The following is a 26,590-nucleotide window of genomic DNA, read 5'->3' on the forward strand; positions in this document are numbered from 1 at the left end:
CGGCTCCTTCAGGTGACGACGCGCCACTGCACCAGCGTGTAGGGCGGGTGGACCTCGTCATGCGGTTCGAAGACCGCCTCGACCTCGGCGCCGATCGTCACCGGCGCATCGGGTGGGCAGAGCAGGTTGCCGACCATGCGGACATCGTCCGCATGCGGCAGTTCGACCAGCACGATGGTGTAGGGGCCGAAGCCGCCCAGCGCGGGATGCACCGGGTGATGCGGGCGCTGCCAGGACCAGATGCGGCCGCGCGGTGCCACCTCCTCCCAGCCCAGTTCGAAGGAATGGCAGCGGTGGCAGACCCATTCCGGCCCCCATTGGAACTTGCCGCAGCCACGGCAGCGCTGGATCACCAGCTTCCCGGCGCGGGTGCCGTCCCAATAGGGCATGGTCAGCGGCTCGACGGCCGGGGCAGGCAGGCCGGCCGGGAGCGCGCGGGGAGTGGTGCTGATGCTCACAGGGTTGCCTCCGTGCCGAGGACCAGGCTGCTGACGGGCGTCACCATCGGGCCGCCGAGGACGGCCACGACATTCGCCTCCGGCACCTGGTTGCAGGCGGTGCCGCGGAGCTGGCGCACCGCCTCGTTCACCATCTCCAGGCCGTGCATGTAGCATTCGGCCAGGTTCCCGCCGCTGGTGTTCATCGGCATCTTCCCCGACGGCGCCAGCAGGTTCTCCAGCACGAGTTGCTCGTTCGCCCGCCCCGGGTCCACGAAGCCGTGCTCGACGAGGCTCAGCAGCACGCCACCGGTGAAATTCTCATAGGCCTGGACCACGTCGCAATCCTGCGGGCCGAGCTTCGCCATGGCCCACATGTTGCGCGCCACGGTCTTGAAATGGGCCGAGGCGTAGTCGGGCGCGTTGTGGACCGGCGCGGCGCTGCGGTGGTGCCCGCCCTGCGCCGCGCCCAGCAGATAGGTCGGCCTGTGCGGCAGGTCCTTCGCGCGCTCCGCCGGCACCACCAGCACCGCGCCGGCGCCGTCATTCTCCTGGCAGCAATCGAACAGCCGGTGGAAGGGCTCGATGATCCAGCGGGAGGCGTCGTACTTCTCCGCGGTCAGCGGCCGGCCATGCATCACCGCGCGCGGGTTGGTCTGGGCGTGGTGGTAGGAGGCCATGGCGATGGCCCGCAGCGCCTCGTGCCTTATGCCGTGATCCGTCATGAAGCGGGTGATCTTCATGGCGAAGCGCTGCGCCGGCGACATCAGCCCATAGGGCGCGAGGAAGGCGTCGTCCCCCGCCGCCGCCGCGGCCTGGGCGCCGCGGCCGTAGCGGGCGAACTGCCCCTGGGCGAGCGACCGGAAGGCGATGACGCAATTCGCCATGCCGGACTGCACCGCCGCCGCGGCATTGGCGACCGCAGCCGCCACGCCGCCCCCGCCGCCGCCCCAGTGCATGTTGGAGAAGCGCAGATCCCGGATGCCCAGCGCCGCCGCCAGCCGCGGCGCGTCCGACCGGTCATTGCCGTAGGAGGCGAAGCCGTCCACCTCGCGCGGGTCGATCCCGGCGTCGCGGCAGGCTTCCAGGATGGCGATCAGCGCCAGCTTGAACTCGGCATCGGGGGACTGGCCGTGCCTGTAGTAGGTGGTCTCGCCGATGCCGGCGATCGCCACCTTGCCGCGCAGGGTACGCTCCGTCATGCGCCTGCGCCCCCTGCCCTGCGGACGGACCTCCGCCGGTCGCGCATCGGCCTTCCTCCCACGCTTATTATGAGCCTGCATACGGTAAGCTTGCGAAGGAAGCGGAGGCAAGGGGGCCTTGGCCGGCCGGCCAGGGCGCTGCCAGGATCGGCCCCGGGAAAGAAAAAACCGGGAGGAACGCCTGCCATGCCCCTGTCCCGCCGCGGCCTCGCGCCGCTGGGCGCCGCGCTGCTCGCCGCCCCTGCCCTGCCGCGCCGCGTCGCCGCGCAGGAGGATGCCTGGCCCGGCCGGCCGCTGCGCGCCATCGTCGCCTTCCCCGCCGGCAGCGGCACGGACACGCTGGCGCGCTTCTATGGCGATCGGCTCGGCCGCGCGCTCGGCCAGCCCGTGACCATCGAGAATCTGGGCGGCGCCAACGGCGCCATCGCCGCCCGTGCCGCCGCCCGCGCGGCGCCGGACGGCACCACGATGTTCTTCGGCACCGTCTCAACCCATGCCGCCAACCCGAACCTGCTGCGGGAGCCGGGCTACGACCCGATCGAGGATTTCGCACCGGTCTCGCTGATCTCGATCAACGCCCTGGCCCTGCTGGTGCGGGCGGATTTCCCGGCGCGCGACCTGCAGGAATTCGTCGCCCATGCCCGGGCGCGGCCGGGGCAGCTCAACCACGGCGTCGGCAATGCCGGCGGCATCGCCGGGGCGCATCTGCTCTCCGCCGCCACCGGCATCCGGGCGGAGCAGGTCGCCTATCGCGGCACGCCGGCGGCCATCACGGACCTGCTCGGCGGGCGCATCCAGTTCATGGTGGTCGATCTGGGCCCGGCGGTGGAGCATCTGCGCGCCGGCACGCTGCGCGCGCTGGCCGTCACCACCGCCCGACGCATCGAGCTGCTGCCGGAGGTGCCGACGATGCAGGAGCAGGGCCTTGCAGGCTTCGACTTCGCCTCCTGGAACGCGGTCTGGATGCCGGCGCGCAGCCCGGCGCCGGCCATCGCGCGGCTGAACCGGGAGATCGTGGCGATCGGCGGGTCGGCCGAGGCGAAGCGCTTCATGGCCGCCATGGGCATCAGTTCCACCACCAGCACGCCGGAGGCGCTCGGGGCGTTCAACCGGCAGGAATTGGCGCGCTGGGCGCGCATCGCGACGGAAGCGGGGATGGCGAAGGAATAGCCCGCGATCGCCCTGAGTGTGCACGCCGCAGGCGGGCACGCCAGGGCGTGAATCGCTGGCTCAGGAAAACCAGGTCCGGATTGCCCGGACAACAGCCCGGGCAATCCGGGTCTGGAGCAGATCGCGCCGGGGCGTGAACACCCCGACGCGTGGATCGGCTCTGCGAGGAACAACCTGCCGCGCGGGAGGCGGCCCGCTGCACCGGGCCGCGCCACGGCTGGTGGCCCTCAGGCGTCCATCTTGAGGGCGGCGATGAAGGCGCTCTGCGGGATCTCGACCTTGCCGAACTGCCGCATGCGCTTCTTGCCCTCCTTCTGCTTCTCCAGAAGCTTCCTTTTGCGCGTGATGTCGCCGCCATAGCATTTGGCGGTGACGTCCTTGGACAGGGCGCTGATGGTCTCGCGCGCGATGACCCGGCCGCCGATCGCCGCCTGGATCGGGATCTTGAAGAGCTGGCGGGGGATCAGCTCCTTCAGCTTCTCGCAGATGGAGCGGCCGCGCCGCTCCGCCTGGCTGCGATGGGCCATGAAGCTCAGCGCATCCACCGGCTCGGCATTCACCAGGATGCCGATCTTCACCAGGTCGCCCGGCTCGTAGCCATCCATCTGGTAGTCGAAGCTGGCATAGCCGCGGGAGACGGACTTGAGCCGGTCGTAGAAGTCGAAGACCACCTCATTCAGCGGCAGGCGATACACGGCCATGGCGCGGCTGCCGACATAGGTCAGCTCCACCTGCTGGCCGCGGCGCTCGTTGCACAGCGTCAGCACGGCGCCGAGATAGTCGTCCGGCACCATGATGGTGGCCTTGATCCAGGGCTCCTGGATCTCCTCGATGATGCTGCCATCCGGCATGTCGGCCGGGTTGTGCAGGTCCATCGTCTCGCCGTTCGTCTTGGTGATCTTGTAGACGACGGAGGGCGCGGTCGCGATCAGGTCGAGGTCGAACTCGCGGGAGAGGCGCTCCTGCACGATCTCGAGGTGCAGCAGGCCGAGGAAGCCGCAGCGATAGCCGAAGCCGAGCGCGGCGGAGGTCTCCGCCTCGTAGTGGAAGCTGCTGTCGTTCAGGCGAAGCTTGCCGAGCGACTCGCGCAGCTTCTCGAAATCATCGGCATCGACGGGATAGAGGCCGCACCAGACCACGGGGATGCTGGGCTTGAAGCCCGGCAGCGGCTCGGCCGCGGGGTTGCGGTCGTCGGTGATGGTGTCGCCGACATTGGTGTCCGCCACCGTCTTGATGGCGGCGGTGACATAGCCCATCTCGCCCGGCCCGAGGCTCTCGACCGCCACCATCTTCGGGGTGAAGACGCCCACCTGCTCGATGGTGTGGACGGCGCCGTTCGACATCATGCGGATCTTCTGGCCCTTCCGCAGATGGCCGTCCTTGACGCGCACCAGCACGACCACGCCGAGATAGGCGTCGTACCAGCTATCGACCAGCAGCGCCTTGGTGGTGGCGGAGGCATTGCCCTTCGGCGGCGGCAGGCGGGTCACGATCGCCTCCAGCACGCCCTCGATGTTCAGCCCGGTCTTGGCGCTGATCTCGACCGCGTCGGAGGCGTCGAGGCCGATCACGTCCTCGATCTGCTGCTTCACCCGCTCCGGCTCGGCGGCCGGCAGGTCGATCTTGTTGAGGACCGGGACGATCTCGTGGTTGGCGTCCAGCGCCTGGTAGACATTCGCCAGGGTCTGCGCCTCGACCCCCTGGGAGGCGTCCACCACCAGCAGGCTGCCCTCGCAGGCTGCCAGGCTCCGGCTCACCTCATAGGCAAAATCCACATGGCCGGGCGTGTCCATCAGGTTGAGGATGTAGGTCTCCCCATCCTTGGCCTTGTAGGCCAGGCGCACGGTCTGGGCCTTGATGGTGATGCCGCGCTCCCGCTCGATCTCCATGTTGTCGAGCAGCTGCTCCTTCATCTCCCGCGCCGCGACGGTGCCGGTGTTCTGGATGAGCCGGTCGGCCAGGGTGGATTTCCCGTGGTCGATATGGGCGATGATGGAGAAGTTGCGGATGCGGTCGAGCGGAGTGTCGGGCATGGGGATTCCGGGGCCGTATTGGGGGGCCTGGGGGGCGCCCGGCCTTTCGCTGAGGGGGAGATAAGGCAGCGGGCGGCCAAGTCAAAGCGTTGCTTGGGACAAGGGCCGCGCCGGCGCCCCCGAACCCGGCCGGATTGCGCGACACGGCGGATGCCCGCCTCCGCCGGCCTGACGGCCTGGCGGGTGCGGCCCCGCGTTATCCCCCGCCGCCGCCCCGCCCCAGCAGCACCCGGGCCATCCGGTCGAACTCCGCCACCGTCAGCGTCTCCGCCCGGCGCTGCCCCTCGATCCCGGCCGCCGCCAGCAGCCCCTCGGCATCGCCGAGCGATTTCAGCGCTCCGCGCAGCATCTTCCGCCGCTGGCCGAAGGCCGCGGCCGTCAGGCGTTCCATCGCCCGGAACAGCGCCTCGCCCGGGTCCTCGGGGTGCGGCACGAAGCCGACCACGGCGGACCAGACCTTGGGGGGCGGGCTGAAGGCGCCGGGCGGCAGGCGCAGCAGCAGGGTGCAGCGGCAGCGCCACTGGGACAGCACCGCGAGCCGCCCATAGGCCTCGGTATCCGGCGCGGCGCAGATCCGCTCGGCCACCTCCTGCTGGAACATGAGCGCCATGCCCTCCAGCGCCGCGGCGCGGCGCAGCCAGCCGACCAGCAGGGGGGTCGCCACGTTGTAGGGCAGGTTGGCGATGATTTTCCGCGGCGCGGGCAGCAGGCTTGCCGGGTCGATGGTCAGCGCGTCGGCCTCGATCACCCGGAGCCGCCCGGGGAAGGCTGCCTCCAGCTCCGCCAGCGCGGCGACCGCCCGCCGGTCGAGCTCCACCGCCGTCACCGCGGCGGCGGGCGAGGCCAGCAGCGCGCGGGTCAGGCCGCCCGGGCCCGGCCCCACCTCCAGCACCTGCCGCCCCGCGAGGTCGCCGGCCAGGGCCGCGATGCGCCGGCACAGCACCTCGTCCAGCAGGAAATGCTGGCCGAGCGACTTGCGCGCATCCAGCCCGTGCCGGGCGATGGTCTCCCGCAGGCTGGGAAGGGCCGGCTCGCTCAGCTGCGCATCTCGATCTGGGCGCGCCGGCGCAGGTCGCGCTGAAGCTGGCGGGAGAGGTTCTCCACCCGGTCGCGCAGGATCTGCTGCCGCGCCTGGTCCGGCGTCAGCTCCGCCAGGTTCTGCTGCTCGCGCGAGCAGACCATCATCACCAGCACGCCGTCGGGCGTCAGGATGGGCTGGGAGGCCCGGCCGGGCGAGAGGCTGGCCAGCAGGCTCCGCAATTCCGGCGGGTTCACCGTCTCCAGCCGGATCTGGCCCGGATCGCTCACCCGGTCGCCGCCCCGCCCTGCCGCCTCCATCGCCTGGCAGCTCCGCGCCGTGGTCGAGAGGCGCTGCGCCTTGTCCACCTGGTCGCGCTGCTGCTGGGTCGGGGCATTGGGGTCGAGCGCGCCGGCAAAGGGAAAGAAGACCTGCCGCAGGGTGAGGAGGGTGGCGATGTCGCGCCCGCTCTCCCGCTTCTGCCGCAGCGCCACGATCTGGAAGCCGCCGGGCACCCGGATCGGGTTGCTGATGGCGCCGGGCGGCATGCGCTCGACCACCGAGGCGACCTCGGGGTCCATCTCATCCTTCCGCACCCAGCCCATGTCGCCGCCCTGCAGCGCCGATTGCGCCTGGCTGAACTGGGTGGCGGCGATCGGGAAGGGCGTCCCGCGCCGGAGCTGGCCGATCACATCCTCGACGAAGCGGCGCACCTCCGGCTCGGCCACCGGGTCGTCCACCGGGACGAAGATCTCGGAGACCAGGTATTCCGGCTGGCCGGTCCGCGCCTGGTGGCTGCGCAGCACCTCCTGCACCTCCGCCTCCGACGGTTCGGCATTCGGGCCGAGCTGCTGGCGCAGCAGCCGGCCCCAGCCAAGCTGGGTGCGGATCTGGTCATAGAGCACCCGCGGCGCGACGCCGGTCTGCGCAAGCTGCGCCCGGAGCGCGCCGGCAGGCAGGTTGTTGCGCTTCTCCAGCTCGGCGATGGCCTCGGCGATATCGGCATCGGTCACCGGGATGCGCCGCCGCTGCACCTCCTGCATCCGCAGCCGCTCATCCACCAGCAGGCGGGTGACCTGGGGCGCCAGGCGGTCCAGCGCCTCCGGCGCCACGGCGATGCCGGCATTGAGGGCGAAGAGCCGGGCGCGGCCGACCACATCGGCGCGGCTCACCACCTCCCCGTTCACCACGGCGACGATGCGGTTGGTCTGCGTCGCCCCCTGGGCGGCCGCCTGGGATTGCGGCGCCCGCTGCGCCGCGGCGGGCGGTGCGAGGAGCGGGCCGGCCAGCAGCGTGGACAGCGGCAGGACGAGGAGGCGGGCGCGGAGCGGGAAGCGCGGCATGGCCTCGCTCTCTACCCGCCGGCGGGCGGAAGGGCCACCCCTGCCGTCCGGTCCGCGCCTGGCCGCGAGAACGAAGCTTCGAAGGCGCAGAAGGTCGCCGCCGCCGCCGCCAGCATCTCCGCCCGCCGCGCCGGCTCCGCCCCGCAGCGCTCCAGCGCCGCGCAGCAGTCGCGCCACATCGCGCCATGCCGCGGCCCATGGCCCAGCAGGAAGCGCCTGCCTGCCTCCCCGGGCGGCAGAAGCCCATCCAGCGCCCGGGCGAGCTGCCGGCCGCCGAGCGTCGAGCCCTCGGTCACATAGAGGCAGCCGAGCGCCCGGGCGGCCGTGTCGAGCACCGGCAGCGGCGCCGCGGCGAGCGGCACCGGCGCGGCACCCAGCGCCGCGAGATCGGCCTCGATCAGCGGGGCGCGCCGGCGCTCCGCCAGCGCGATGCCCCAGGGTGCGAGGGAGGGGGCGGCCGCCAGCGCCGCCTCCACCGCAAGGTGGAAGCCGAGCTTGCGCCGCAGCAGGTCGACATAGCCCTCCCGGCTGATCCACCCCTCGGCCAGGGCCTGCAAGGCCGGCAGGGCATGCAGCCGGGCATGGATCGCCTCCGTCGCCTGCCGCAGCGCGTCCCGGGTGGAGAGGGCCTCGGCGCCGCCCCCCTGCGCGCCATGGCGGACCGGCCCCCTCGGTCCTTCGGTGCGGGCGGCGTCCGGGCGGGCGATCATGGCACCAGTCATACCGACCCGCAGAAATGCTGACGCATTTCTGCGGCCTCAGTCGCCGGCGCCGCCTGCGGCGGCTGCAGGTCAGCGATTATGCGGCCTGGTATCATGGCCACAGCCTGCCCGCATGCCCGGCCGGGTGGAAGCTGGCCAGGGCGGAGAGGCTGGCGGCGGGCGCGCCCGCTGGCCCAGCCGTCCGACTGCCCGAGGGGGGATGGCCCCGGCCAGCCCGATGGCGGCGCGGCTTCGGCCCTCCGTGCCACTCAGCCGCCCCTGCCAGGCCTGGCGGACAGGCCGGGCCGCAGGTCTCGCTCAGCGCCGGCCGAAAAGCCGTTCCAGCGCCGCCGCGTCGAGCCGGAGGAAGGTCGGCCGGCCATGGCTGCAGGTCGCGGCGCGCGGCGTGGCCTCCATCTGCCGCAGCAGCGCATCCATCTCGGGCGGCGTGAGCCGCCGCCCCGCCCGCACCGAGCCATGGCAGGCCAGCCGCGCCACCGCCGCGTCCAGCCGCCGCTCCAGCGCCAGGGCCTCGTCGCATTCGGCCAGTTCCTCCGCGAGGTCGCGCAGCAGCGGCGCCGGGTCGGCCGGGCCGAGCAGCGCCGGCAGGGCCCGCACCAGCACCGCGCCCGGGCCGAATCCCTCGATCTCCAGCCCGAGCCGGGCGAGCGGCGCGGCGAAGCCGAGCAGCCGGGCGGCATCGGCGGGGGAGAGGTCCACCACCGCCGGCAGCAGCAGCGGCTGCGCCCGCACCCCGCCCTCGACCAGCTGGGCGCGCAGCGCCTCATGCGTCAGGCGTTCATGCGCGGCATGCTGGTCCACCAGGATCAGCGCGCCATCCGGCGCCTCGGCCAGGATGTAGGTGTCGAGCAGCTGCGCAAGGGCGCGACCCAGCGGGTAGTCCGCATCGGGTCCGCCGCCCGGCCCTGGCGGGGAAGCGGGGATTGCCTCGCCCGATCCGCCCGGCGGCGCGGGCGCCACCAGGGGTCTCGGCGGGGCGAAGCCGAGCGGCAGCGCCGCCGGCGCGGCCTGCGGCGGGGCGGTGGGGGCCAGGGCGAGCTGGGCATCGGCCAGGCCGAGGGCGGCGGCCCCCGGCGGCAGCGGTGCCGGCGCGCGCGGCCGCCAGCCGGACCAGCCGCCGGGACTCGGGCGGTACTGCGTCAGGGCGGGTGCCGGCACCGCCTCCCCCGCCCCGGCCGAGAGGGCACGGCGCAGCGCGCTGATCAGCAGGCCGCGCACCGATGCCTCCTCGCGGAAGCGCAGCTCCGTCTTCATCGGATGGACATTCACGTCCACCGCCTCGGGCGGCAGGTCCAGGAACAGCGCCGCCACCGGGTGCCGCCCGGCGGCGATCAGGTCGCGATAGGCGACGCGGAGCGCGGTGCGCAGGATCGGGTCGCGGACGGGGCGGCGGTTCACCACCAGATGCTGCTCGGTCCCCGTGGCGCGGGTATAGGCCGGCTGGGCGGCAAGGCCCGCGAGCGAGAGCCCGCCCGCCTCGGCCCCGACCGGCAGGGCGGCGGCGGCGAAATCCGGGCCGAGCAGGGCCTGCAGCCGCGCCTCCCGCTCCTGCGGCGGCAGGGCCAGCACCTCCCGCCCCTCGACGGTGACGCGGAACCCCACTTCCGGCCAGGCGAGCGCCAGGCGGCGCACCGCCTCCACCGCCGCATCGGCCTCGGCGCGCGGGCTCTTGAGGAATTTGCGGCGGGCCGGCACGGCATAGAAGAGGTCGCGCATCTCGACCCGCGTGCCGGGCGCGCCGGCGGCCGGCGCAACCGGCCCCTTGCGGCCGCCCTCGACGGTCAGCGCATGGGCGTCGCCCTCCCGCGGCCGGGTGGTGAGGGTCAGGCGCGCGACGGCGCCGATCGAGGGCAGCGCCTCGCCGCGGAAGCCGAGGGTCGCGATGCGGAAGAGCATCGCCTCCTCGGGCAGCTTGGAGGTGGCGTGGCGCTCGACCGCCAGTTCGAGATCCGCCGGCCCCATGCCGGCGCCGTCATCCTCCACCACCACCCGCTCGATCCCGCCGCCCTCGAGCGTGACGGCGATGCGGGTGGCGCCGGCATCGAGGGCATTCTCGACCAGCTCCTTCACCACGGCAGCCGGCCGCTCCACCACCTCGCCGGCGGCGATGCGGTTGGCGGTGGTCTCGGAGAGGAGGCGGATGGGCATGCTCAGGCCCCCGGACAGGACCGGGCAGGCGGCGGCAGGCTCAGGCGGCGCTCCATGCCCTGCATATGGCGCGCAGCAGCCCTTCGGTCGAGCCGTCATGCGTGCCCTGCTTCGGCGCCCCTGCCTCCAGCGCCCGCAGGATCGGCCCGGCGAGCTGCTTGCCGAGTTCCACCCCCCACTGGTCGAAGGCATTGATGCCCCAGAGCGCGCCGAGGCTGAACACCTTGTGCTCATACAGGGCGACGAGCTGGCCGAGGGTGAAGGGGTCCAGATGCGGCAGCAGGATCGCCGCGCTCGGCCGGTCGCCGGGGAAGACGCGGTGCGGCAGCAGGCGGGCGATCCCGGCCGGGTCGGTGCCGGCGGCCTGCATCTCCGCCTCGACCGCCGCGGCATCCTTGCCGCGCATCAGCGCCTCGGCCTGGGCGAGGCCATTGGCCAGCAGCTTGCGATGGCTGTCGGCATGGCCGTGGTCCGGCCGGGCCACCAGGATGATGTCGCAGGGCACCGGGGTGGTGCCCTGGTGGATCAGCTGCATGAAGCTGTGCTGCGCATCCGTCCCCGGCTCGCCGAAAACCACCGGCCCGGTCGCCCGGCCGACCGGCGCCCCGTCCAGCGTCACCCGCTTGCCGAGGCTCTCCATCTCCACCTGCTGGAGATGCGCCGGCAGCCGCGCCAGACGCTGGTCATAGGGCAGCACGGCGCGGGCGGGATAGCCGAGGCCGTTCACGTGCCACACCTCCGCCAGCGCCAGCAGCACCGGCAGGTTGCGCTCGAGCGGCATGGCGAGGAAATGCTCGTCCATGGCCCGCGCCCCGGCCAGCAGCCGGGTGAAGGCCTCCCAGCCCAGGGCGAGGGCGATGGAAAGGCCGATCGCCGACCAGAGCGAGAATCGCCCGCCCACCCAGTCGCGGAAGGGGAAGACCCGCTCCGGCGCGATGCCGAATTCCGCCGTGGCCTTGAGGTTGGTCGAGAGCGCGGCGAGGTGCCGCCCCGCCCCCTCCTCCCCCCCTTGGCCCAGCGCCTCCCGCAGCCAGCCGCGGACCAGGGCGGCATTGGTCATGGTCTCCTGGGTGGTGAAGGTCTTGGATGCCACCAGCACCAGGGTCCGCGCGGGGTCGAGCTTCGGCCGCAGCGCCTCCCAGGCATGCGCATCGACATTGCCGAGGTAATGGGCGCGGAGCGGGCAGCCCGGCGTCCAGAGCGCCCGCGTCACCATGGCCGGGCCGAGATCGGAGCCGCCGATGCCGATATTCACCACATCGGTGAAGCGCTCGCCGGTCGCGCCCCGGATCGCGCCGCCATGCACCCCGGCGCAGAATTCCCGCATGCGGGCCAGCACCTCCGCGACCTCGGCGGCGGCATCCTCCGCCCCGGCCCGGAAGCCGGCCTCAGGCGGGGCGCGCAGCGCCAGGTGCAGCACGGCGCGGCGCTCGGTCGCGTTGATCGCCTCGCCGCGCGCCATGGCGTCGCGCCGGCCGGCGAGGTCGGCCGCCCGGGCGAGCGCCAGCAGGGCGGCCAGCGCCTCCGCGTCCAGCGCGGTCTTCGAGAGGTCGAGCAGCAGCCCGTCGGCCGACCAGGAGAAGCGGGCGAAGCGGTCGGGATCGGCGGCGAAGAGCGGGCGGATGGAGGCCGGCGCGCTGCCGTCGGCGCGCGGCGACCGCGCCAGCCGTTCCACTGCCGCCCAGGCGGCTGCGAGGTCGCGCCCCGATGCCTCTGCCATCGCCCTGTCTCCGCCTGCCTGCGCCAGGAATAGACCGGATCGGCGGGGGGCGGAAACCGGGCGCGCGGACCGGCATCGCCCGCCGGGATCACAGGCGTGGCAGCCCGGGCGGGCCGGCTACAGCCCGACTGGCTGGCCCGCCACCACCACCGAGAGCGCCTCCGGCGCCAGCACCCGCGCCGCGACCCGCGCCAGCCGCTCGGTCGGGATCGCGCGGAGCCGCGCCGCCCGGCCGGCCAGCCAGTCCACCGGCCGGTCGTTCTGCCGCAGCGTCAGCAGGGAATCCGCGACCCGCCGGCTATCGGTGAATTGCAGGGGCAGGGAGCCGGTGAGGAAGGCAACGGCATCCTCGCGCTCCGCCTCGGTCGGCCCCTCGGCCGCCATGCGCCGCCACTCCTCGCGGGTGACCGAGAGGGTCTCGGCGACACGGGCATTCTCGGTCGCCACCGATCCCACCACGATCCCCCGGCGGAACATCACATCCAGCCCGGCGCCGATGCCATAGGCCAGGCCGCGCTGCTCCCGCACCGACTGCATGAGGCGGGAGGCGAAGCCGCCGCCGGCCAGGATGCGCAGCACCACCTGCGTCGCCTCCCAGTCCGGGTCCTCGGCCGAAAGCCCCTCCTGCCCGAAGACCACCGCGGATTGCGGGGAGGCGAAGGGGACCACCTGCTGGCCGAAGGCGCGGAAGGGCGGCAGCGGCGGGGCCTTGGGCGGCGCGCCGGCCGGGAGCCCGGTGAAGACCTCGCCCAGCAGGGTGCGCAGCGCCTCGGGCGTGATGGCGCCGGCGGCGGCGACCAGCAGCCCCTCCCGCCGGATCTGCCGCTCGATCGCGGCGCGGATCGCCGCCGGCGGCAGCGCCGACAGGCTCTCCGCCGTGCCGGTCGAGGGGCGGCCGGCCGGGTGGTCGGGGAAAGCCTGGGCCCAGAAGGCGCGGCCGGCCTGGCCGCGCGGGGTCTCCAGCGCCCGCCGCGCGGTGGCGACGGCGCGTGCCCGCACCCGCTCCACCGCCTCCGGGTCGAGCCGCGGCTCCACCATGGCGAGGCGGGCGAGGCGCAGCGCCTCCGGCAGGGCATCGGCCAGGGCCCGGAAGCCGCCCTCGAAATTGTCGCGATCCGCCCCGAAGGAGAGGCTGATCGCCTCGTTGCGCAGCGCATCGGCGAATTCGGGCGCGCGCAGCGGCCCGGCGCCCTCGGTCAGCAGGGCGGCGGCCATGGCGGCCGCCCCCTCCTCCCCCTGCGGGTCGAGCGCGGCGCCGCCGCGCCAGGACCAGGAGAGGGAGACGACCGGGACGGCATGGTCCTCGACCAGCCAGGCGGTGATGCCATGCGCCTCCACGACCTGGATCGGGAGGGAGAAACCCTGGGAGCCGCTCACGTCCGGCGCTCCGGCGCCGGGGTGCCTTCGGGCAGCAGCCAGCCGGTGGTGGCAGGCGCCTCGGCCAGCACGGCGCGCGCCGCCTCCGTCACCTGCGGCAGGGTCACGGCGCGGAGGTGCCGCGGCCAGAACTCCACCAGCTCGAGCGGCAGGCCCGAGGCGAGCGCCGAGCCCAGCATGCGCGGCGCCGCGCCGATGCCGTCCAGCGCCAGCACCGCGCCGGCGGTGATCTGGCGGGTGGAGCGGGCCAGCTCGGCCTCGCTCGGCCCATCCTGCAGCAGCCGGGCCACCACCTCGTCCACCGCCGCCTCCAGCCTCGCCGGCTCGACGCCCGGCCGGGGGGTGGCGGAGAGGGTGAAGGCGGTCGCCCCCACCGATTCGCCGTCATAGGAGGCATTGGCGGCGACGGCGAGGCCGGTCTCGACCAGCGCCTTGTGCAGCCGGCTGCCCTGGCCACCGCCGAGCAGATGCGCCAGCACTTCCAGCGCCCAGGCCTGGTTCCGGTCGCCGAAGGTCAGGGACGGCGCCATGGCGGCGCGCAGGAAGCTCGCCTCCCGCACCGCCGCATCGTGGCGGATCACCCGCGCCTCGGCCGCCTGCGGCGCCGGGGCGGCGCGGTCCCGCGTGGCGACGGGCCGGCTCGGCACGCCGCCATAGAGCTCCTCGGCCAGGCGCCGCACCTCCGCCTCCCGCGCATCGCCGGTGACGACCAGCACGGCATTCCCGGGGGCGTAGCGGTAATCGTAGAAGTCGCGGAGATCCTGCAGCGTGATCGCCCGGATCTCCTCCTCCCAGCCGATGATCGGCCGGCCGCGCCAGTGCTGCGGGCCCCAGAGCCCGGCCTCGAAGGCTTCCCAGAAGCGGGCGCGCGGGTTGCTGTCGGTGCGCTGGCGGCGCTCCTCCAGGATCACCTGCCGCTCGGCCTCCAGCGTGTCCGGCGGCAGCAGCGGATGCGCGAAGCGGTCCGCCTCCATCCGCATGACGAGGGGCAGGCGGGAGGCCTCGACGGTCTGGTGATAGGCGGTGACGTCGCGCGAGGTGAAGGCGTTGTCCTGCCCGCCCTCCCGCGCCACCACGAGCGAGAGCTGGCCGGGCGGGACGTTCCGGCTGCCCTTGAACATCATGTGCTCGAGGAAATGCGCGGCGCCGGAGCGGCCGGCCGGGTCCTCGCCCGAGCCTGCGGCATAGAAAAGGTAGTGGCCGACCACCGGCACCCGGCGCGTCTCGGCCAGCACCACGCGCAGGCCGTTCGGCAGGGTCCAGCTTGTGGCGCCGAAGAGCGGGCGGTCACCGGCCAGCTTGGCCTTGTCCTCCGGCGAGGGCTGGACGGCGGGGGTGGCGAGCCCCTCGGTCGGGCTCAGCGACAGGGCGACCGGCAGGGCGGCGGCTGAGGCGATGGCGGTGCGGCGGGTCACGTCGGGCATGCCTCAGCATGTGGGGCGGAGCGGGGGGAGCGCAAATGCGCCATGCGGCGGAAGGCCATGCCATGGCCCGAAGATCCGGGACGTGGCCGGAAGGGGCCTGGCGCTCCGGCGCCGCCGCCGGGCAGCGCCGGCCGGCTGTTGCCGCCATGGCCGGGCCGGCGCGGTCCGGCGGGCCCGGTCCGGGCTTCGGTCAGGCCGCCGCCGACGCCACCGCCGCCCCCGCCCCATGTGGGGTTCCGGGCCAGGACGCGCGCGACCGCCACCGCCGGGTCAGAAGATGCTCTCGAACAGCCGGGTGATCGGGTTGCCGCTCTGGCTGCGCTGGATGATCGGCGTCTCGCCTTCCGTCACCTCGCGGCCGAGCGCGGCATTCTCCCGCAGCCGCTGGGATTCCCGGCGGGCATCGAGCGGGGTGCCCGGCGGCTCCGGCGCCCGCCAGAAGATCAGCCGGTCGGCCAGGCCACGATCCGTCTGATCGAGCCTCAGGCTCTCCTCATCCACCCGGCGCCGGATGTCGGAGCCGACCGGCCGGCCGGCCTGGGAGAGGAAGGCGCTCTCGCCCGAGCTCGGCCGGGCGGGCGCGGCGGCGGCGGTGCCGAGGGCGGCGCCCGGCACCAGGGTGGATTCGGCGGCGAGGCGCGAGGAGAGTTCCTGCGGCCGGGCGGCGCCGGGGCGCGGCGTCGGCAACTCGCCGAGCGCGGGCGGCATGGACAGCGGCGCGCGGGTGGTCACCTGGAATTCGTCCGGCGCGTCACGGGTGAAGCCGAAGGTCCGCTGCGTCTCCGGACCGCAGCCCGAGAGCAGGCCGAGCGCGAGCATGGCAAAGGCGAGGGGCAGAGGGCGGTGGCGCGTGCGCATGGCGTGTCCTTAGACCAGATCGCCGAAGGCCGGAACGGCCGAAGGCGTGAATCCGGTCGATCCATGAATGACCGGATCGCCGAAGGCCGGAACGACCGAAGGCGTGAAGCCGGTCGATCCCTGAGTGACCGGATCGCCGAAGGCCGGAACGACCGAAGGCGTGAAGCCGGTCGATCCCTGAGTGACCGGATCGCCGAAGGCCGGAACGACCGAAGGCGTGAAGCCGGTCGATCCCTGAGTGACCGGATCGCCGAAGGCCGGAACGACCGAAGGCGTGAAGCCGGTCGATCCCTGAGTGACCGGATCGCCGAAGGCCGGAACGGCCCGCGGCATGGATCCGGCGGCCCCAGGGATGACCGGACCGCCACGGGCCGAGCGGGCCAGCGGCGCGCTTCCGGTCGGTCCAGGCCGGCAGGACCGCCACAGGCCGGACGGGCCCGCGGCAGGTATCCGGCGATCATCAGAATACCAAACTGGCACGGATCGGACCGCCCTTCGGCGTCACATTTCTTGCCAGAAGGTTACCGGCCGCCGGGCCGGAAAGCCCCGGCCCGCCGCTCCCCGGCATGGGTCATCGCCCGAACCCCGCCCCCGCAGGGTCGGCCGCCGCGCCGGGGCGATCCCCGGCGCGCGGGCCGGGGCCTTCAGCCGCCGCGGGCTTCCTTCACCGCCGCCTTGGCGGCATTGACCATCAGCCCGACCTCGTTGCTGATCGTCACCAGCTTGAAGCCCATCTGGATCATGCGGTTGGCATAGGCCGGGGTACCGTTGTGCAGGCCGGCGGCGATGCCGCGCTTGCCCGTCTCCTTCAGCAGCTTCTCGTAGATGCCGAGGACGAAGGGGTCCTCCACGTCCAGCTTCGGCGTCAGCCCGTAGGAGAAGCAGAGGTCGGAGGGGCCGACATAGATCGCGTCGATCCCGGGGACGTCGAGGATCGCCTCGATGTTCTCGATCGCGGTCTTCGTCTCGATCATCGGGATGACGAGGATGTTGTCATTGGCGGTGGTCTGGTAGCCGCCGGCCTCCCCGTACACGCCGGCGCGGATCGGGCCGTTGGAGCGCGTCCCCTGCGGCGGGTACTTGCAGTACTGCACCAGGGCGGCGGCTTCCTGCGGCGTGTTCACCATCGGGCAGATCACGCCATAGGCGCCGGCATCCAGCACCTTGCCGATGATCCCGGGCTCGTTCCACGGCACCCGCACCATCGGGGTGACGCCGGAGGGCTGGATGCCCTGGAAGCAGGCGACGCAGGAGAGGTAGTCCTGCACGCCGTGCTGCATGTCCACCGTCACGCTGTCCCAGCCGCACTGGCTGTACATCTCGGCGCTGAAGGCATTGGGGATGGCGAGCCACCCGTTCACCACGGCCTTGCCGGCCTTCCACGCTTCCTTGACCTTGTTGGGCATCTCGCTTCCCCCTCGGGTGTCGCTCCCTTGCGACGCTAGGCGGGGGGTGCCGGGGCGTCAACGCAGCCCGGACGGTGCCGCGTGACGGCACGGGCGTCCCGTGGTCAGCTTGCCCGGCCACCGCGGCCGGACCGGCCCCTGCCGGACCTTCCGGGACGGCCGGAACAAGAATGGAGGAAACCGAGCATGGCATCCAGCGCAGCCCAGGAAACCCCCATGGCCGCGGCGCCGCTCGATGTGGCGGTGGTCGGCGTCGGCCTCGGCGGGCTCTACGCGCTTTACCGGCTGCGCCGGCTCGGCCTCACCGCGCGCGGCTACGAGGCGGGCAGCGGCATCGGCGGTACCTGGTTCTGGAACCGCTATCCCGGCGCGCGCTGCGACATCGAGAGCCTGGAGTATTCCTACTCCTTTTCCGAGGCGCTGCAGAACGAGTGGCACTGGCCGGAGCGCTACGCGACCCAGCCGGTGATCCTCGACTACATCAACCATGTCGCCGACCGGTTCGACCTCCGGCGCGACATCCAGCTCAACACCCGCATTGCCTCCGCGCATCACGGCGCGGCCGACGGCCTCTGGACGCTGCGCACGACGGAGGGCGAGGTGATCCGGGCGCGGTACTGCATCATGGCGACCGGCAACCTCTCGACCCCGCGGGTGCCGGACTTCAAGGGCATCCAGGACTTCAGGGGCAAGTGGTACCACACCGGCCTCTGGCCGCATGAGGGCGTGGACTTCACCGGCCAGCGCGTCGGGGTGATCGGCACGGGCTCCACCGCCATCCAGATGATCCCGCTCATCGCCGAGCAGGCCAGCCATCTCACCGTCTTCCAGCGCACCGCCAATTTCAGCCTGCCCGCGCGCAACGCGCCGATGGACCCGGAGAGGGAGCGCGACCATCGGGCGCGCTATGCGGAACGCCTGCTCGATGCGCGGCAAACCGCCTTCGGTGTCTCCGGCATCCCGATCCCGACCCAATCGGCGCTGGCCGTGCCGCCGGAGGAGCGGCGGCGGAACTACGAGGCGATGTGGGAGCGGGGCGGCACCATCCCGCTGCTCAACTGCTACAACGACTTCCTCACCAGCGAGGAGGCCAACGAGACCGCCGCCGAATTCGTGCGGGAGAAGATCCGCGGCATCGTCAAGGACCCGGAGACCGCCGAGCTGCTGGCGCCGAAGGGCCACCCGATCGGCTCCAAGCGCCTCTGCCTCGACAGCGGCTACTACGAGACCTTCAACCGGGACAACGTCACCCTGGTGGATGTCCGCAGCGACCTGATCGCGGAGATCACGCCGGCCGGCCTGCGCCTCGCGGGCGGCCGGGAATACGCGCTCGATTCCATCGCCTTCGCCACCGGCTTCGATGCCATGACCGGCGCGCTGCGCGAGATCGACATCCGCGGGCCGGACGGGGAGGCGCTGGCCGATGCCTGGGCGGGCGGGCCCCTGACCTATCTCGGCCTGATGGTCGCGGGCTTCCCGAACCTGTTCATGATCACCGGGCCGGGCAGCCCGGGCGTGAAGAGCCAGATGATCCACTCCATCGAGCAGCATGTGGACTGGATCGTGGAGTGCCTGGCGCATCTGCGGTCGCGCGGCCTGTCGCGCATCGAGCCGAGGCCGGAGGCCCAGGCGGCCTGGGTCGCGCATGTCAACGAGGTGGCCGACCGCACGCTCTATCCGCGCGCCAATTCCTGGTATGTCGGCGCCAACATCCCGGGCAAGCCGCGGGTCTTCATGCCCTATGTCGGCGGCGTCGCCGCCTATCGCCGGAGATGCGAGGAGGTGGCGGCGAAGGGCTACGAAGGCTTCGTGCTGGCGGACCGCTGAGCCATGGCACCCACCCTGCACCATGCGCAGGCCGATCTCGGCGAGGTCCGCCTGCACTACGTGACGGCCGGGGAGGGTCCGGCCGTCCTCCTGCTGCATGGCTGGCCGCAGACCTGGCATATGTGGCGGCACGTGATGCCCGGCCTCGCGGCCCGCTACCGCGTGGTGGCGCCGGACCTGCGGGGGCTGGGGGACAGTTCCCGCCCCGCCGGCGGCTACGACAAGAAGACGGTCGCGCAGGATGCCTGGCGCCTGATGACCGAGGTGCTGGGCGAGCGGCGCTTCTTCGTGGCGGGCCATGACTGGGGCGGGCCCACCGCCTTCGCCCTGGCGGCGCAGCACCGGGATGCCGTGCGGCGCATGGCGATCTTCGACGTGCCGGTTCCCGGGGATGGCACGCCGGTCTTCCACCTCAACCGCTGGCACCACGGCCTGCACCGCGAGCCGGGCCTGGCCGAGGAGCTGCTGGCGGGAAAGGAGGAGGTCTATCTCCGCTTCTTCTACCGGAGCTGGGGCGCCCGCCCGGATGCGATCGAGGAGGCGGCGCAGCAGGAATATCTCCGCGCCTACCGCCAGCCGGGCGCCATGCGCGCGGGCTTCGAATTCTACCGCGCCACGCCGCAGGATGAGCGGGACAACGAGGGCTTCCTGGCCCGGGACGGCAAGCTGCCGATGCCCATCCTCTGCTATGGCGGGGCGACCGGCCGGGGCCGCGGCCCCGCCGCCCTGGATTCCTGGCGGCGGGTGGCCATGGATGTCCGCGGCGGCATCGCCGAGGGCTGCGGCCACTGGATCCCGGAGGAACGGCCGGACTGGGTGCTCGCCGAATTGCTGGCCTTCTTCGGGGAGGAGGCCGGCTGACCGCCTGGACGCGGGGCGGCGGCCCCGCCACTCTGGGGCGATGCCCCCCTGGACCGTCGCTTCCGAGACCGGGCGCCTGGCCGATGTCCTGGTCTGCGCCCCCGACCACTACCGCTGGATCCCGACCAATGCGATCGCGCGGCGGACCCTCGCGGCCGGGGGCCAGCCCGACCTGCAGGGGCTGCAGGCCCAGCACCGGGAACTGGTGGCGGCGCTGGAGCAGGCCAGCGTTCGGGTGCATCACCTGCCGCCCCAGCCCCACCTGCCCTACATGGCCTATACCCGGGACAGCGTGGTGGTGACCCATCGCGGGCCGGTGCTCTGCCAGCTGGAGCGGCCACAGCGCCGCGGCGAATACGCCCATCTGCTCGACTGGCACGAGGCGCAGGGGTCCCGCTTCTGGCGGAAATCCTCGGCCGGGACGCTCGAGGGCGGCGATGTCCATATCCTCCGCCCCGGCCTCGCCGTGATCGGCGCCTCAGGGGGCCGCACCGACCTGGACGGCGCCGGGCAACTGGCGGGCTGGCTGCGGGAAGAGGGCTGGGAGGTGCGGATCGAGGAGTTCGACGAGCATTTCCTGCATCTCGACGTGCTGTTCTGCCTGGCCGCGCCCGGCCTCGCCGTTGCCTGCCTGGACGTGCTGGAGGAAGGCTTCACCACCTGGCTGGCCGGGCATGGCATCCGCTGCCTCCCCGTGCCCTACCGGGAAGCGATGCGGCTCGGCTGCAACATACTGTCCCTCGGCGGCGGGCGCGTTATATCGGCGGCCGAAAGCCGCGGCCTCAATGCCGCCCTGCGGGCGGAGGGGCTGACGGTGCTCGACCCCGCTCTCGGCCTCTTCACCGCCGGCGGCGGCGGCCCGCATTGTCTGACCTGCCCGCTTGCGCGGGACGCCTGACCTGCCCTCCCACCAGGGTGGAGGAGACCCCATGAACACCATCGCCCCGCGCCCGGTCGACGCCGTCATTGCCGCCGCGCGGGAATTCCTCGGCGACCGCCTCTCCACCGCCCAGGCGGTGCGGGAGCAGCACAGCCGCGGCGAGGACCAGACCCCGCCGACCCTGCCGGACGCCGTCGCCTTCGTGGAGACGACGGAGGAGGTGAGCCGCCTGCTCGCCCTCTGCCACCGGCATGAGGTGCCGGTGGTGCCCTTCGGCGCCGGGACCAGCCTGGAAGGGCATGTCAACCCGGTGCGGCGCGGCATCTCGGTCGATCTCTCGCGCATGACCGCGATCCTCGAGGTCAATGCCGAGGACATGGATTGCCTGATCGAGCCGGGCGTGACGCGCCAGCAGCTCAACGACTTCCTGCGCGACCAGGGCATGTTCTTCCCCGTGGATCCGGGCAGCGTCTGCACCATCGGCGGCATGTGCGCCACCCGGGCCTCCGGCACCAATGCGGTGCGCTACGGCACCATCCGGGAGAATGTGCTGGCGCTGGAGGTGGTGCTGGCCGATGGCCGCGTCATCCAGACCGGCGGGCGGGCGCGCAAGGGCGCCAATGGCTACGACCTGACGCGGCTCTTCATCGGCAGCGAAGGCACGCTCGGCATCATCACCCGGATCCGGCTGCGCCTGCACGGCATCCCGGAGGCGATGTCCGCCGCCGTCTGCCAGTTCCCCGACCTCGAAGCGGCGGTGAACACCACCATCGCCACCATGCAGTCCGGCATCCCGGTCGCGCGCATCGAGTTGCTGGATGCCGACCAGATGGAGGCCTGCATCCGGTATTCGAAGCTCGAGGGCTACCGCCCGGTGCCGACCCTGTTCCTGGAATTCCACGGCACCCATGCCGCGGTGGCCGAGCAGGCCGAGGCGGTGGAGGCGATCGCCGCCGACTATGGCGGGGAGGGCTTCTCCTGGGCGACGGACACGGAGACGCGCACCCGGCTCTGGCAGGCGCGGCACGATGCCTACTGGGCGGGGATGGCGCTGAAGCCGGGCTTCCGCGGCATCACCACCGATGTCTGCGTGCCCATCTCGAAGCTCGCGGATGCGATCCTCGGCGCCAAGGCGGATGCCGTCGCCTCCGGCCACACCACCTGCATCGTCGGCCATGTCGGCGACGGCAATTTCCACCAGATCATCCTCTTCGATCCGAACGACCCGCAGGGGCTGGAGCGCGCCTGGGAGCTGGACCGGATGATCGTCGCGCGCGGCCTGGCGCTGGGCGGCACCTGCTCGGGCGAGCATGGCGTGGGCCTGGGCAAGCGGGAATTCCTGGAAGCCGAGCACGGCGCCGAGGCGCTGGCGGTGATGCGCGGCATCAAGAACAGCCTCGACCCGAAGGGGATCCTCAACCCGGGCAAGATGTTCCGGAACTGAGCCTGCCGTCCCGGCACGGCCGGGGCCGGGCGCGGCAGCCGCCGCCGGTCCGGCGCGCCGCCCTCGCCCCGCGCCGCAGGCCGGCACCGGCGCGGGGCGCTCCGGCCGGAATGCCGCGCACACCGCAACCCGCTGCAACGCCGGCGCGCGCATGGGGGCCGTTGGCCGAGCCGGCCGGGCACCCGCGGCCCGGTCCGGCAAGAAGGATGAAGGGGGAAACGTGCCGCCACTGCGCGGCCCAGAGCTGCCGATCCTGGCGCTCACGCTGGGCCATGTCTTCTCGAACGCCGTGCGCACCCTGCCGGCGATCGCCGCGGATGTCCTCTCCCGCGACCTCGGCCTGACGCCGGAGGGGCTGGCGGCGCTGACCGGCGCCTTCCCGGCCGCCTTCGCCCTCGCCATGGTCCCGGTCGGCGTCGGGCTGGACCGCTGGGGGGTGCGGCGCACCGCCCTCGTCCTGCTGGCGATCGGCATGCTGGGCTCCGCCCTGGCGGCGCTGGCCGGGGGGGCGGCCGGCATGCTGGTGGCGCAATGCGTGCTGGGGATGGGCTGCGCCGGCGCGCTGATGTGCCCGATGACCTATGCGGCGCGCGCCATGGATGCGCACCGCTTTGCGCTCTGGTCCGGCATCATCCAGGCGGTCGGCAACTCCGGCATGCTGCTCTCGGCCAGCCCGCTGGCGCTGCTGGTGGAATGGCAGGGCTGGCGGGCCGGCTTCTGGGCCAGCGGGGGGTTGGCGGCGCTCGCCTTCCTCGCCGTCGCGGCGACGGTGCGGCAACCGCCGCCGGCGCGGCAGGGCCACCGCTCGCTCTGGCAGGATACGCGGGAGATCCTGGCGATCGCCGCCTCCCCGCGGCTGCGGGCGCTGATGGTCTTCGCCTTCGCCAGTTTCGGCGTGGTGCTGGGGGTGCGCGGCCTCTGGGGCGGGCCCTGGCTGATGGAGGTGAAGGGGCTGACCCGGGTCGAGGCCGGCCATGTCATGCTGCTGGTGGCGATGGCGCTGGTCGCCGGGCCGGCGATCGCCGGCATCGTGCAGCGCTGGGTCGGGCGGCCGATCCTGCTGATGGCCGGCAGCCACTTGGCGGTGGCGGGGCTGGTCCTGCTGCTGGTGGCGGGCGGGCCCGGCGGCTGGCTTTCCGCCCTCATCGGGGTCCCGGCCCTGCCGGCCTGGTTCGATGCGGCGCTGATGGTGGCCTTCGGCCTCGTCATCTCCTTCCAGATCCTGGTCTTCGCCCAGGTGCGGGCGGCGGTGCCGCCGGAACAGACCGGGCGGGCGCTGTCGGCCAACAACATCGCCTTCTTCGGCGGCGCGGCGGTGCTGCAGGCGCTCTCGGGCCTTGCGGCCGGCTGGGGCGGGCTGGGGGCGGCGCTGGCGACCTTCGCGGTGGCGCTGGTGGTGTGCAGCCTGGGCTATCTGTGGCTGCGGCGGCGGGCCTGAAGCGTCAGGCCGCCGGTCGCAGGACCCGCGGCGCCGCCTCCGGCACCAGGCCGGGGTCTCGCCTCATGCCTGGCGCATGACGTCCCGACCTGCGGCCTGCGGAGCGGGCCGGGCGCGCGAGGGCGCGCCGCGGCCCATGCCGCGAAGCCAAGGCCCGGAGGGCCGCCGGCGTTCGAGGCAGGACATGCGTCAGCATGTCCTGAGCCAGGTCTCATACCGACTCGCACAAATGCTGACGCATCTGTGCAGCCTCAATCGCCGGCGCCGCCTCCGGCGGCTTGGCTACGCGCCACAGGGCGCGGCGCCCATCCGGGCGCTCAGCCGCCTGCGGCGGCTGCAGGTCAGCCATTATGCGGCCAGGTATCAGGCCTGCTTCCGCTCGATCAGCCCGCGGCGGATGCGCCGCCCGCGGCGGATGCGGTCCTCGATGAACTCCGCCTGGCCCCAGCGCACGGCACGCGCCAGCGCATGGCTGTCCTCGGTGAAGCGGGCCAGCATCTCCAGCAGCGCGTCGCGGTTGTTCAGGAAGATGTCGCGCCACATGTCCACGTCGCTGGCCGCGATGCGGGTGAAGTCGCGGAAGCCGCTGGCCGCGAATTTCAGCACCGCCTCGCGCGTCTCCTCCGCCAGGTCGTCGGCCGTGCCGCAGATGGTGAAGGCGATCAGGTGCGGCAGGTGGGAGACGATGGCGACGACCTTGTCATGCGTCTCGGCATCCATCCGCTCCACCATGGAGCCGCAGCGGCGCCAGAGCTCCGCCACCTTCTCCACCGCCGCCGGGTCGGAATTCGGCAGCGGCGTCAGGATGCAGTAGCGCCCCTCGAACAGGCTGGCGAAGCCGGCATCCGGCCCGCTGTGCTCGGTGCCCGCCATGGGATGCGCCGGCACCAGGTGGACGCCCGGCGGCAGCAGCGGCGCGAGGTCGCGGATGACGCTGCCCTTGGTCGAGCCGACATCGGACAGGACGCAGCCCGGCGCCAGATGCGGCGCGATCTGCCGCATCACGCCGGCATAGGCGCCGACGGGGACGCAGAGGATGACGCCGTCGCAGCCCTCCACGGCGCGCGCCGCATCCTCCTCGACCACATCGGCGAAGCCGAGTTCCCGCACCCGCGCCAGCGTCTCCGGCCGGCGGGTATGCGCGACGATGGTCCGGGCGATCCCGCCCTTCTCCTTCGCGGCGCGCGCGATGGAACTGCCGATCAGCCCGACGCCGATGAGGCAGAGACGCTCAAAGATGGGCGCGCTCTCCGCACGACTGACTATCGGCTCAGGCATCCGCGGGCGCGCTGCGCAGGAAGCCGGTCAGCGCGTCCAGCACCATGCCGCATTCCTCGGCGGTGCCGATGGTGATGCGCAGGCAATGCGGCAGCGAATAGGACCCCATGGCCCGCACGATCAGCCCGCGCGCCTTCAGCGCCGCATCCGCGGCCTTCGCCCGCGCCGGCGTGCCGAAATCGGCCAGGATGAAATTGCCCTCGCTGGGATGGACGGTGATGCCCGCGGTGCGCAGCCCGTCCGAGACCTTCGCCCGCCACTCGTCATTGTGCGCGACGGACTTCTCCACCCAGCCTGGCTCGGCCAGCGCCGCGATGCCGGCCGCCATGGCGGGCGCGTTCACGTTGAAGGGTCCGCGCACGCGGTTGAGGATGTCGACCACGGGGGCCGGGGCGTAGCACCAGCCCAGCCGGATGCCGCCCAGGCCGAAGACCTTGCTGAAGGTGCGGGTCATCACCGTGTTGGTGCCGGCCTCGATCAGCCCGGTGCCCGGGTCGTAGTCCGGCCGTGTGACATATTCGGCATAGGCCGCGTCCAGCACCAGCAGCACGTCCTCCCGCAGGCCGGCGCGCAGCCGCGCCACCTCGGCGGCTGGCAGGAAGGCGCCGGTCGGGTTGTTGGGGTTCGCCAGGAAGACCAGCTTCGTGCGCGGGCCGACGGCCGCCAGCATGGCATCCACATCGGCCGTGAAGTTCTTCTCCGGCACCTTGATCACCTGGCTGCCGGCATAGCGCCCGGCGATGTCGTACATGACGAAGCCATGCGCGCTCATCACCAGCTCGGTGCCCTCGCCGCCATAGGACATGATCAGCGCGCCGATCAGCTCGTCCGAGCCGTTGCCGCAGACGATCCGCGCGGGATCGAGCCCGAAGCGCGCCCCGATCGCCTCCCGCAGGGCGGTCGCGCCGCCATCGGGGTAGCGGTGCAGTTCGGTGGCCAGCTTCGCATAGGCCGCCTGGGCGCCGGGCGGCACGCCGAAGGCCCCCTCATTGGAGGACAGCTTCACGATCCGGTTAACGCCCGGGATCTTCGACTCGCCGCCGACATAGGGCTCGATCGAGAGGATGGAGGGGCGGGGCAAGGGGGCAGGCATCAGCCTAGGACTCCTCTCTCGGGCACGGCGTAGAAGCCGAGCGGCAGGGCGCGCGCGACCGGCAGGGCAGAAAGGCGCGGATCGCCCTCCGCCACCACCCCGTCCAGCTCCGCCAGCGCCCGCACCACGCCGCCATCTCGGCGCAGCAGCAGGCTGCGCGGCGGCAGGCCGGCGGCGGTCAGCGCCGCCACCAGCTGGGCGCGGCCGCGATCCTCCGCCATCTCGATCCTGAGCAGCGAGCGGTCGGCGCCGCTCGGGTCCGGCGCGCCGAGGCTCACCGCCAGCGCCTCGGGCGGGCTCTCGCCCTTCGCGGCCCAGAAGGGCAGCCGCGCCGCCACCTGCAGCCGCGGGGCATCGAGGCTCGTCCACCAGGCCTGCTCGTCCGGCTCGCCTTCCTCCGGCAGGGGCAGCACCGCCACCTGCGCCTCCCCGGCCGCGACGGCGGCCAGCGCCCGCGCCGCGCTCGGCAGGGGGCGGATCGGGATGGCGCCGCCGAAATGGTCGCGCGCCAGCCGCGCCTCCTCCGGCCGGCGGGCATGCAGCGCGACGGTGAAGCCGCCCTGCATGGCGCTGCTCGCGCCGAAGATCTCCCGCCACAGCCGCACCACGGCGCCGCCGGGCAGCGCGCCCGCATGGCGGCCGAGCAGCCGGCGCAGGATCATCGCCTCCCGCCCCGGGCGCAGCGGGCTGGCGCCGCCCTTCACCCGGCTGTTGGCGAGTTCCGCCACCACCGCGGCCCGGCGCATCACCAGGTCGTGGATCTGGTCGTCCAGCCGGTCGATCTCGGTCCGCAGCGCGCCGAGCGCATCCGCGGAGCTGCCCTGGGGCGCGGCCTCCGGTGGCGGGGCGGGCGCGATGTCGGTGTCGGAGGCTGCGGTCATCGTCCTCAACATCTTTCCGGAGTGCTTTAG

Annotated in this window: 22 protein-coding genes; 6 read left to right on the forward strand and 16 right to left on the reverse strand. The window is 73.1% G+C overall.

Annotation, left to right across the window (positions count from 1 at the left end; genetic code table 11):
• Positions 1 to 8 precede the first annotated feature (8 nt).
• Together LHA35_RS06555 and LHA35_RS06560 are read right to left on the reverse strand one after the other, a co-directional pair.
• Positions 9 to 458: a Zn-ribbon domain-containing OB-fold protein gene (locus LHA35_RS06555; RefSeq protein ID WP_226606036.1), complete on the reverse strand. Its 450-nt coding sequence runs from the start codon at positions 456 to 458 to the stop codon at positions 9 to 11.
• Positions 455 to 1,639, reverse strand: a complete 1,185-nt coding sequence (locus LHA35_RS06560; protein WP_226606039.1) for a thiolase C-terminal domain-containing protein — start codon at positions 1,637 to 1,639, stop codon at positions 455 to 457. The genes LHA35_RS06555 and LHA35_RS06560 overlap by 4 nt, the downstream gene beginning before the upstream one ends.
• Positions 1,640 to 1,825: 186 nt before the next feature.
• On the opposite strand from LHA35_RS06560, the gene LHA35_RS06565 reads away from it, so the two are divergent.
• Entirely contained in the window at positions 1,826 to 2,809 is a 984-nt protein-coding gene (locus LHA35_RS06565; RefSeq protein ID WP_226606041.1) for a Bug family tripartite tricarboxylate transporter substrate binding protein, read from the forward strand.
• 227 nt (positions 2,810 to 3,036) lie between these two features.
• Here LHA35_RS06565 and lepA read toward each other — a convergent pair whose 3' ends face one another.
• The 11 genes from lepA to LHA35_RS06625 form a co-directional block, all read right to left on the reverse strand.
• Positions 3,037 to 4,842 carry a translation elongation factor 4 gene (gene lepA, locus LHA35_RS06570; protein ID WP_226606043.1) on the reverse strand — a complete coding sequence of 602 codons (1,806 nt, stop codon included), beginning with the start codon at positions 4,840 to 4,842 and terminating at the stop codon, positions 3,037 to 3,039.
• A 196-nt stretch (positions 4,843 to 5,038) separates the two neighbouring features.
• On the reverse strand, positions 5,039 to 5,881 hold the full coding sequence (gene rsmA / locus LHA35_RS06575; protein ID WP_226606163.1) for a 16S rRNA (adenine(1518)-N(6)/adenine(1519)-N(6))-dimethyltransferase RsmA: 843 nt from the start codon (positions 5,879 to 5,881) through the stop codon (positions 5,039 to 5,041).
• Positions 5,878 to 7,203 (reverse strand): peptidylprolyl isomerase, encoded by a 1,326-nt coding sequence (locus tag LHA35_RS06580; RefSeq protein ID WP_226606045.1) that lies wholly within the window; start codon positions 7,201 to 7,203, stop codon positions 5,878 to 5,880. Before LHA35_RS06580 ends, rsmA begins: the two co-directional genes overlap by 4 nt.
• 11 nt (positions 7,204 to 7,214) lie before the next feature.
• A complete protein-coding gene (locus tag LHA35_RS06585; RefSeq protein ID WP_226606046.1) occupies positions 7,215 to 7,913 on the reverse strand; it encodes a biliverdin-producing heme oxygenase in 699 nt (232 codons plus the stop codon).
• Between the two features lie 309 nt (positions 7,914 to 8,222).
• Positions 8,223 to 10,073, reverse strand: coding sequence for a DNA mismatch repair endonuclease MutL (gene mutL, locus LHA35_RS06590; protein ID WP_226606048.1), 1,851 nt, complete (start codon positions 10,071 to 10,073; stop codon positions 8,223 to 8,225).
• Between the two features lie 40 nt (positions 10,074 to 10,113).
• On the reverse strand, positions 10,114 to 11,793 hold the full coding sequence (gene pgi, locus LHA35_RS06595) for a glucose-6-phosphate isomerase (RefSeq protein ID WP_226606050.1): 1,680 nt from the start codon (positions 11,791 to 11,793) through the stop codon (positions 10,114 to 10,116).
• A gap of 117 nt (positions 11,794 to 11,910) precedes the next feature.
• Complete coding sequence (locus LHA35_RS06600; RefSeq protein ID WP_338050845.1) at positions 11,911 to 13,170, reverse strand: M16 family metallopeptidase; 1,260 nt, start codon at positions 13,168 to 13,170, stop codon at positions 11,911 to 11,913.
• Entirely contained in the window at positions 13,167 to 14,594 is a 1,428-nt protein-coding gene (locus tag LHA35_RS06610; protein WP_226606052.1) for a M16 family metallopeptidase, read from the reverse strand. Before LHA35_RS06610 ends, LHA35_RS06600 begins: the two co-directional genes overlap by 4 nt.
• A 270-nt stretch (positions 14,595 to 14,864) precedes the next feature.
• A complete protein-coding gene (locus LHA35_RS06615) occupies positions 14,865 to 15,452 on the reverse strand; it encodes a DUF3035 domain-containing protein (protein WP_226606053.1) in 588 nt (195 codons plus the stop codon).
• Between the two features lie 9 nt (positions 15,453 to 15,461).
• Entirely contained in the window at positions 15,462 to 15,785 is a 324-nt protein-coding gene (locus tag LHA35_RS06620; RefSeq protein ID WP_226606055.1) for a hypothetical protein, read from the reverse strand.
• 311 nt (positions 15,786 to 16,096) lie between these two features.
• On the reverse strand, positions 16,097 to 16,858 hold the full coding sequence (locus LHA35_RS06625; RefSeq protein WP_226606058.1) for an HpcH/HpaI aldolase family protein: 762 nt from the start codon (positions 16,856 to 16,858) through the stop codon (positions 16,097 to 16,099).
• A 186-nt stretch (positions 16,859 to 17,044) separates the two neighbouring features.
• On the opposite strand from LHA35_RS06625, the gene LHA35_RS06630 reads away from it, so the two are divergent.
• From LHA35_RS06630 to LHA35_RS06650, 5 genes are all read left to right on the forward strand, one after another.
• Positions 17,045 to 18,685 carry a flavin-containing monooxygenase gene (locus LHA35_RS06630; RefSeq protein ID WP_226606060.1) on the forward strand — a complete coding sequence of 547 codons (1,641 nt, stop codon included), beginning with the start codon at positions 17,045 to 17,047 and terminating at the stop codon, positions 18,683 to 18,685.
• A 3-nt stretch (positions 18,686 to 18,688) separates the two neighbouring features.
• Entirely contained in the window at positions 18,689 to 19,546 is an 858-nt protein-coding gene (locus tag LHA35_RS06635) for an alpha/beta fold hydrolase (RefSeq protein ID WP_226606062.1), read from the forward strand.
• Between the two features lie 40 nt (positions 19,547 to 19,586).
• On the forward strand, positions 19,587 to 20,444 hold the full coding sequence (locus tag LHA35_RS06640) for a dimethylarginine dimethylaminohydrolase family protein (RefSeq protein ID WP_226606064.1): 858 nt from the start codon (positions 19,587 to 19,589) through the stop codon (positions 20,442 to 20,444).
• Positions 20,445 to 20,475: 31 nt separating this feature from the next.
• On the forward strand, positions 20,476 to 21,870 hold the full coding sequence (locus LHA35_RS06645) for an FAD-binding oxidoreductase (protein WP_226606068.1): 1,395 nt from the start codon (positions 20,476 to 20,478) through the stop codon (positions 21,868 to 21,870).
• 220 nt (positions 21,871 to 22,090) lie between these two features.
• On the forward strand, positions 22,091 to 23,308 hold the full coding sequence (locus LHA35_RS06650; protein ID WP_226606070.1) for an MFS transporter: 1,218 nt from the start codon (positions 22,091 to 22,093) through the stop codon (positions 23,306 to 23,308).
• A 363-nt stretch (positions 23,309 to 23,671) separates the two neighbouring features.
• Here the strand turns inward: LHA35_RS06650 and LHA35_RS06655 are convergent, their stop codons facing one another.
• The 3 genes from LHA35_RS06655 to LHA35_RS06665 are packed head-to-tail and all read right to left on the reverse strand — an operon-like array spanning position 23,672 to position 26,560.
• A complete protein-coding gene (locus LHA35_RS06655; protein WP_226606073.1) occupies positions 23,672 to 24,586 on the reverse strand; it encodes a prephenate/arogenate dehydrogenase family protein in 915 nt (304 codons plus the stop codon).
• Positions 24,579 to 25,682, reverse strand: a complete 1,104-nt coding sequence (hisC, locus tag LHA35_RS06660) for a histidinol-phosphate transaminase (protein WP_456316073.1) — start codon at positions 25,680 to 25,682, stop codon at positions 24,579 to 24,581. Before hisC ends, LHA35_RS06655 begins: the two co-directional genes overlap by 8 nt.
• On the reverse strand, positions 25,679 to 26,560 hold the full coding sequence (locus tag LHA35_RS06665; protein WP_226606078.1) for a chorismate mutase: 882 nt from the start codon (positions 26,558 to 26,560) through the stop codon (positions 25,679 to 25,681). Before LHA35_RS06665 ends, hisC begins: the two co-directional genes overlap by 4 nt.
• Positions 26,561 to 26,590 lie beyond the last annotated feature (30 nt).

Source organism: Roseicella aerolata, from assembly GCF_020523605.1.
In the GTDB taxonomy this organism is placed as follows: domain Bacteria; phylum Pseudomonadota; class Alphaproteobacteria; order Acetobacterales; family Acetobacteraceae; genus Paracraurococcus; species Paracraurococcus aerolatus.

Excerpts from the sequence above, each read along its gene's own strand:
- mutL (WP_226606048.1), bottom strand. The coding sequence starts at position 10,073 with ATGCCCATCCGCCTCCTCTCCGAGACCACCGCCAACCGCATCGCCGCC.
- pgi (WP_226606050.1), bottom strand. The coding sequence starts at position 11,793 with ATGGCAGAGGCATCGGGGCGCGACCTCGCAGCCGCCTGGGCGGCAGTG.
- LHA35_RS06665 (WP_226606078.1), bottom strand. The coding sequence starts at position 26,560 with ATGACCGCAGCCTCCGACACCGACATCGCGCCCGCCCCGCCACCGGAG.
- LHA35_RS06610 (WP_226606052.1), bottom strand. The coding sequence starts at position 14,594 with ATGCCCGACGTGACCCGCCGCACCGCCATCGCCTCAGCCGCCGCCCTG.
- LHA35_RS06560 (WP_226606039.1), bottom strand. The coding sequence starts at position 1,639 with ATGACGGAGCGTACCCTGCGCGGCAAGGTGGCGATCGCCGGCATCGGC.
- LHA35_RS06615 (WP_226606053.1), bottom strand. The coding sequence starts at position 15,452 with ATGCGCACGCGCCACCGCCCTCTGCCCCTCGCCTTTGCCATGCTCGCG.
- LHA35_RS06620 (WP_226606055.1), bottom strand. The coding sequence starts at position 15,785 with ATGCCGCGGGCCGTTCCGGCCTTCGGCGATCCGGTCACTCAGGGATCG.
- LHA35_RS06580 (WP_226606045.1), bottom strand. The coding sequence starts at position 7,203 with ATGCCGCGCTTCCCGCTCCGCGCCCGCCTCCTCGTCCTGCCGCTGTCC.
- LHA35_RS06630 (WP_226606060.1), top strand. The coding sequence starts at position 17,045 with ATGGCATCCAGCGCAGCCCAGGAAACCCCCATGGCCGCGGCGCCGCTC.
- LHA35_RS06565 (WP_226606041.1), top strand. The coding sequence starts at position 1,826 with ATGCCCCTGTCCCGCCGCGGCCTCGCGCCGCTGGGCGCCGCGCTGCTC.
- LHA35_RS06640 (WP_226606064.1), top strand. The coding sequence starts at position 19,587 with ATGCCCCCCTGGACCGTCGCTTCCGAGACCGGGCGCCTGGCCGATGTC.
- LHA35_RS06645 (WP_226606068.1), top strand. The coding sequence starts at position 20,476 with ATGAACACCATCGCCCCGCGCCCGGTCGACGCCGTCATTGCCGCCGCG.
- LHA35_RS06585 (WP_226606046.1), bottom strand. The coding sequence starts at position 7,913 with ATGATCGCCCGCCCGGACGCCGCCCGCACCGAAGGACCGAGGGGGCCG.
- lepA (WP_226606043.1), bottom strand. The coding sequence starts at position 4,842 with ATGCCCGACACTCCGCTCGACCGCATCCGCAACTTCTCCATCATCGCC.
- LHA35_RS06635 (WP_226606062.1), top strand. The coding sequence starts at position 18,689 with ATGGCACCCACCCTGCACCATGCGCAGGCCGATCTCGGCGAGGTCCGC.
- LHA35_RS06655 (WP_226606073.1), bottom strand. The coding sequence starts at position 24,586 with ATGCCTGAGCCGATAGTCAGTCGTGCGGAGAGCGCGCCCATCTTTGAG.
- LHA35_RS06625 (WP_226606058.1), bottom strand. The coding sequence starts at position 16,858 with ATGCCCAACAAGGTCAAGGAAGCGTGGAAGGCCGGCAAGGCCGTGGTG.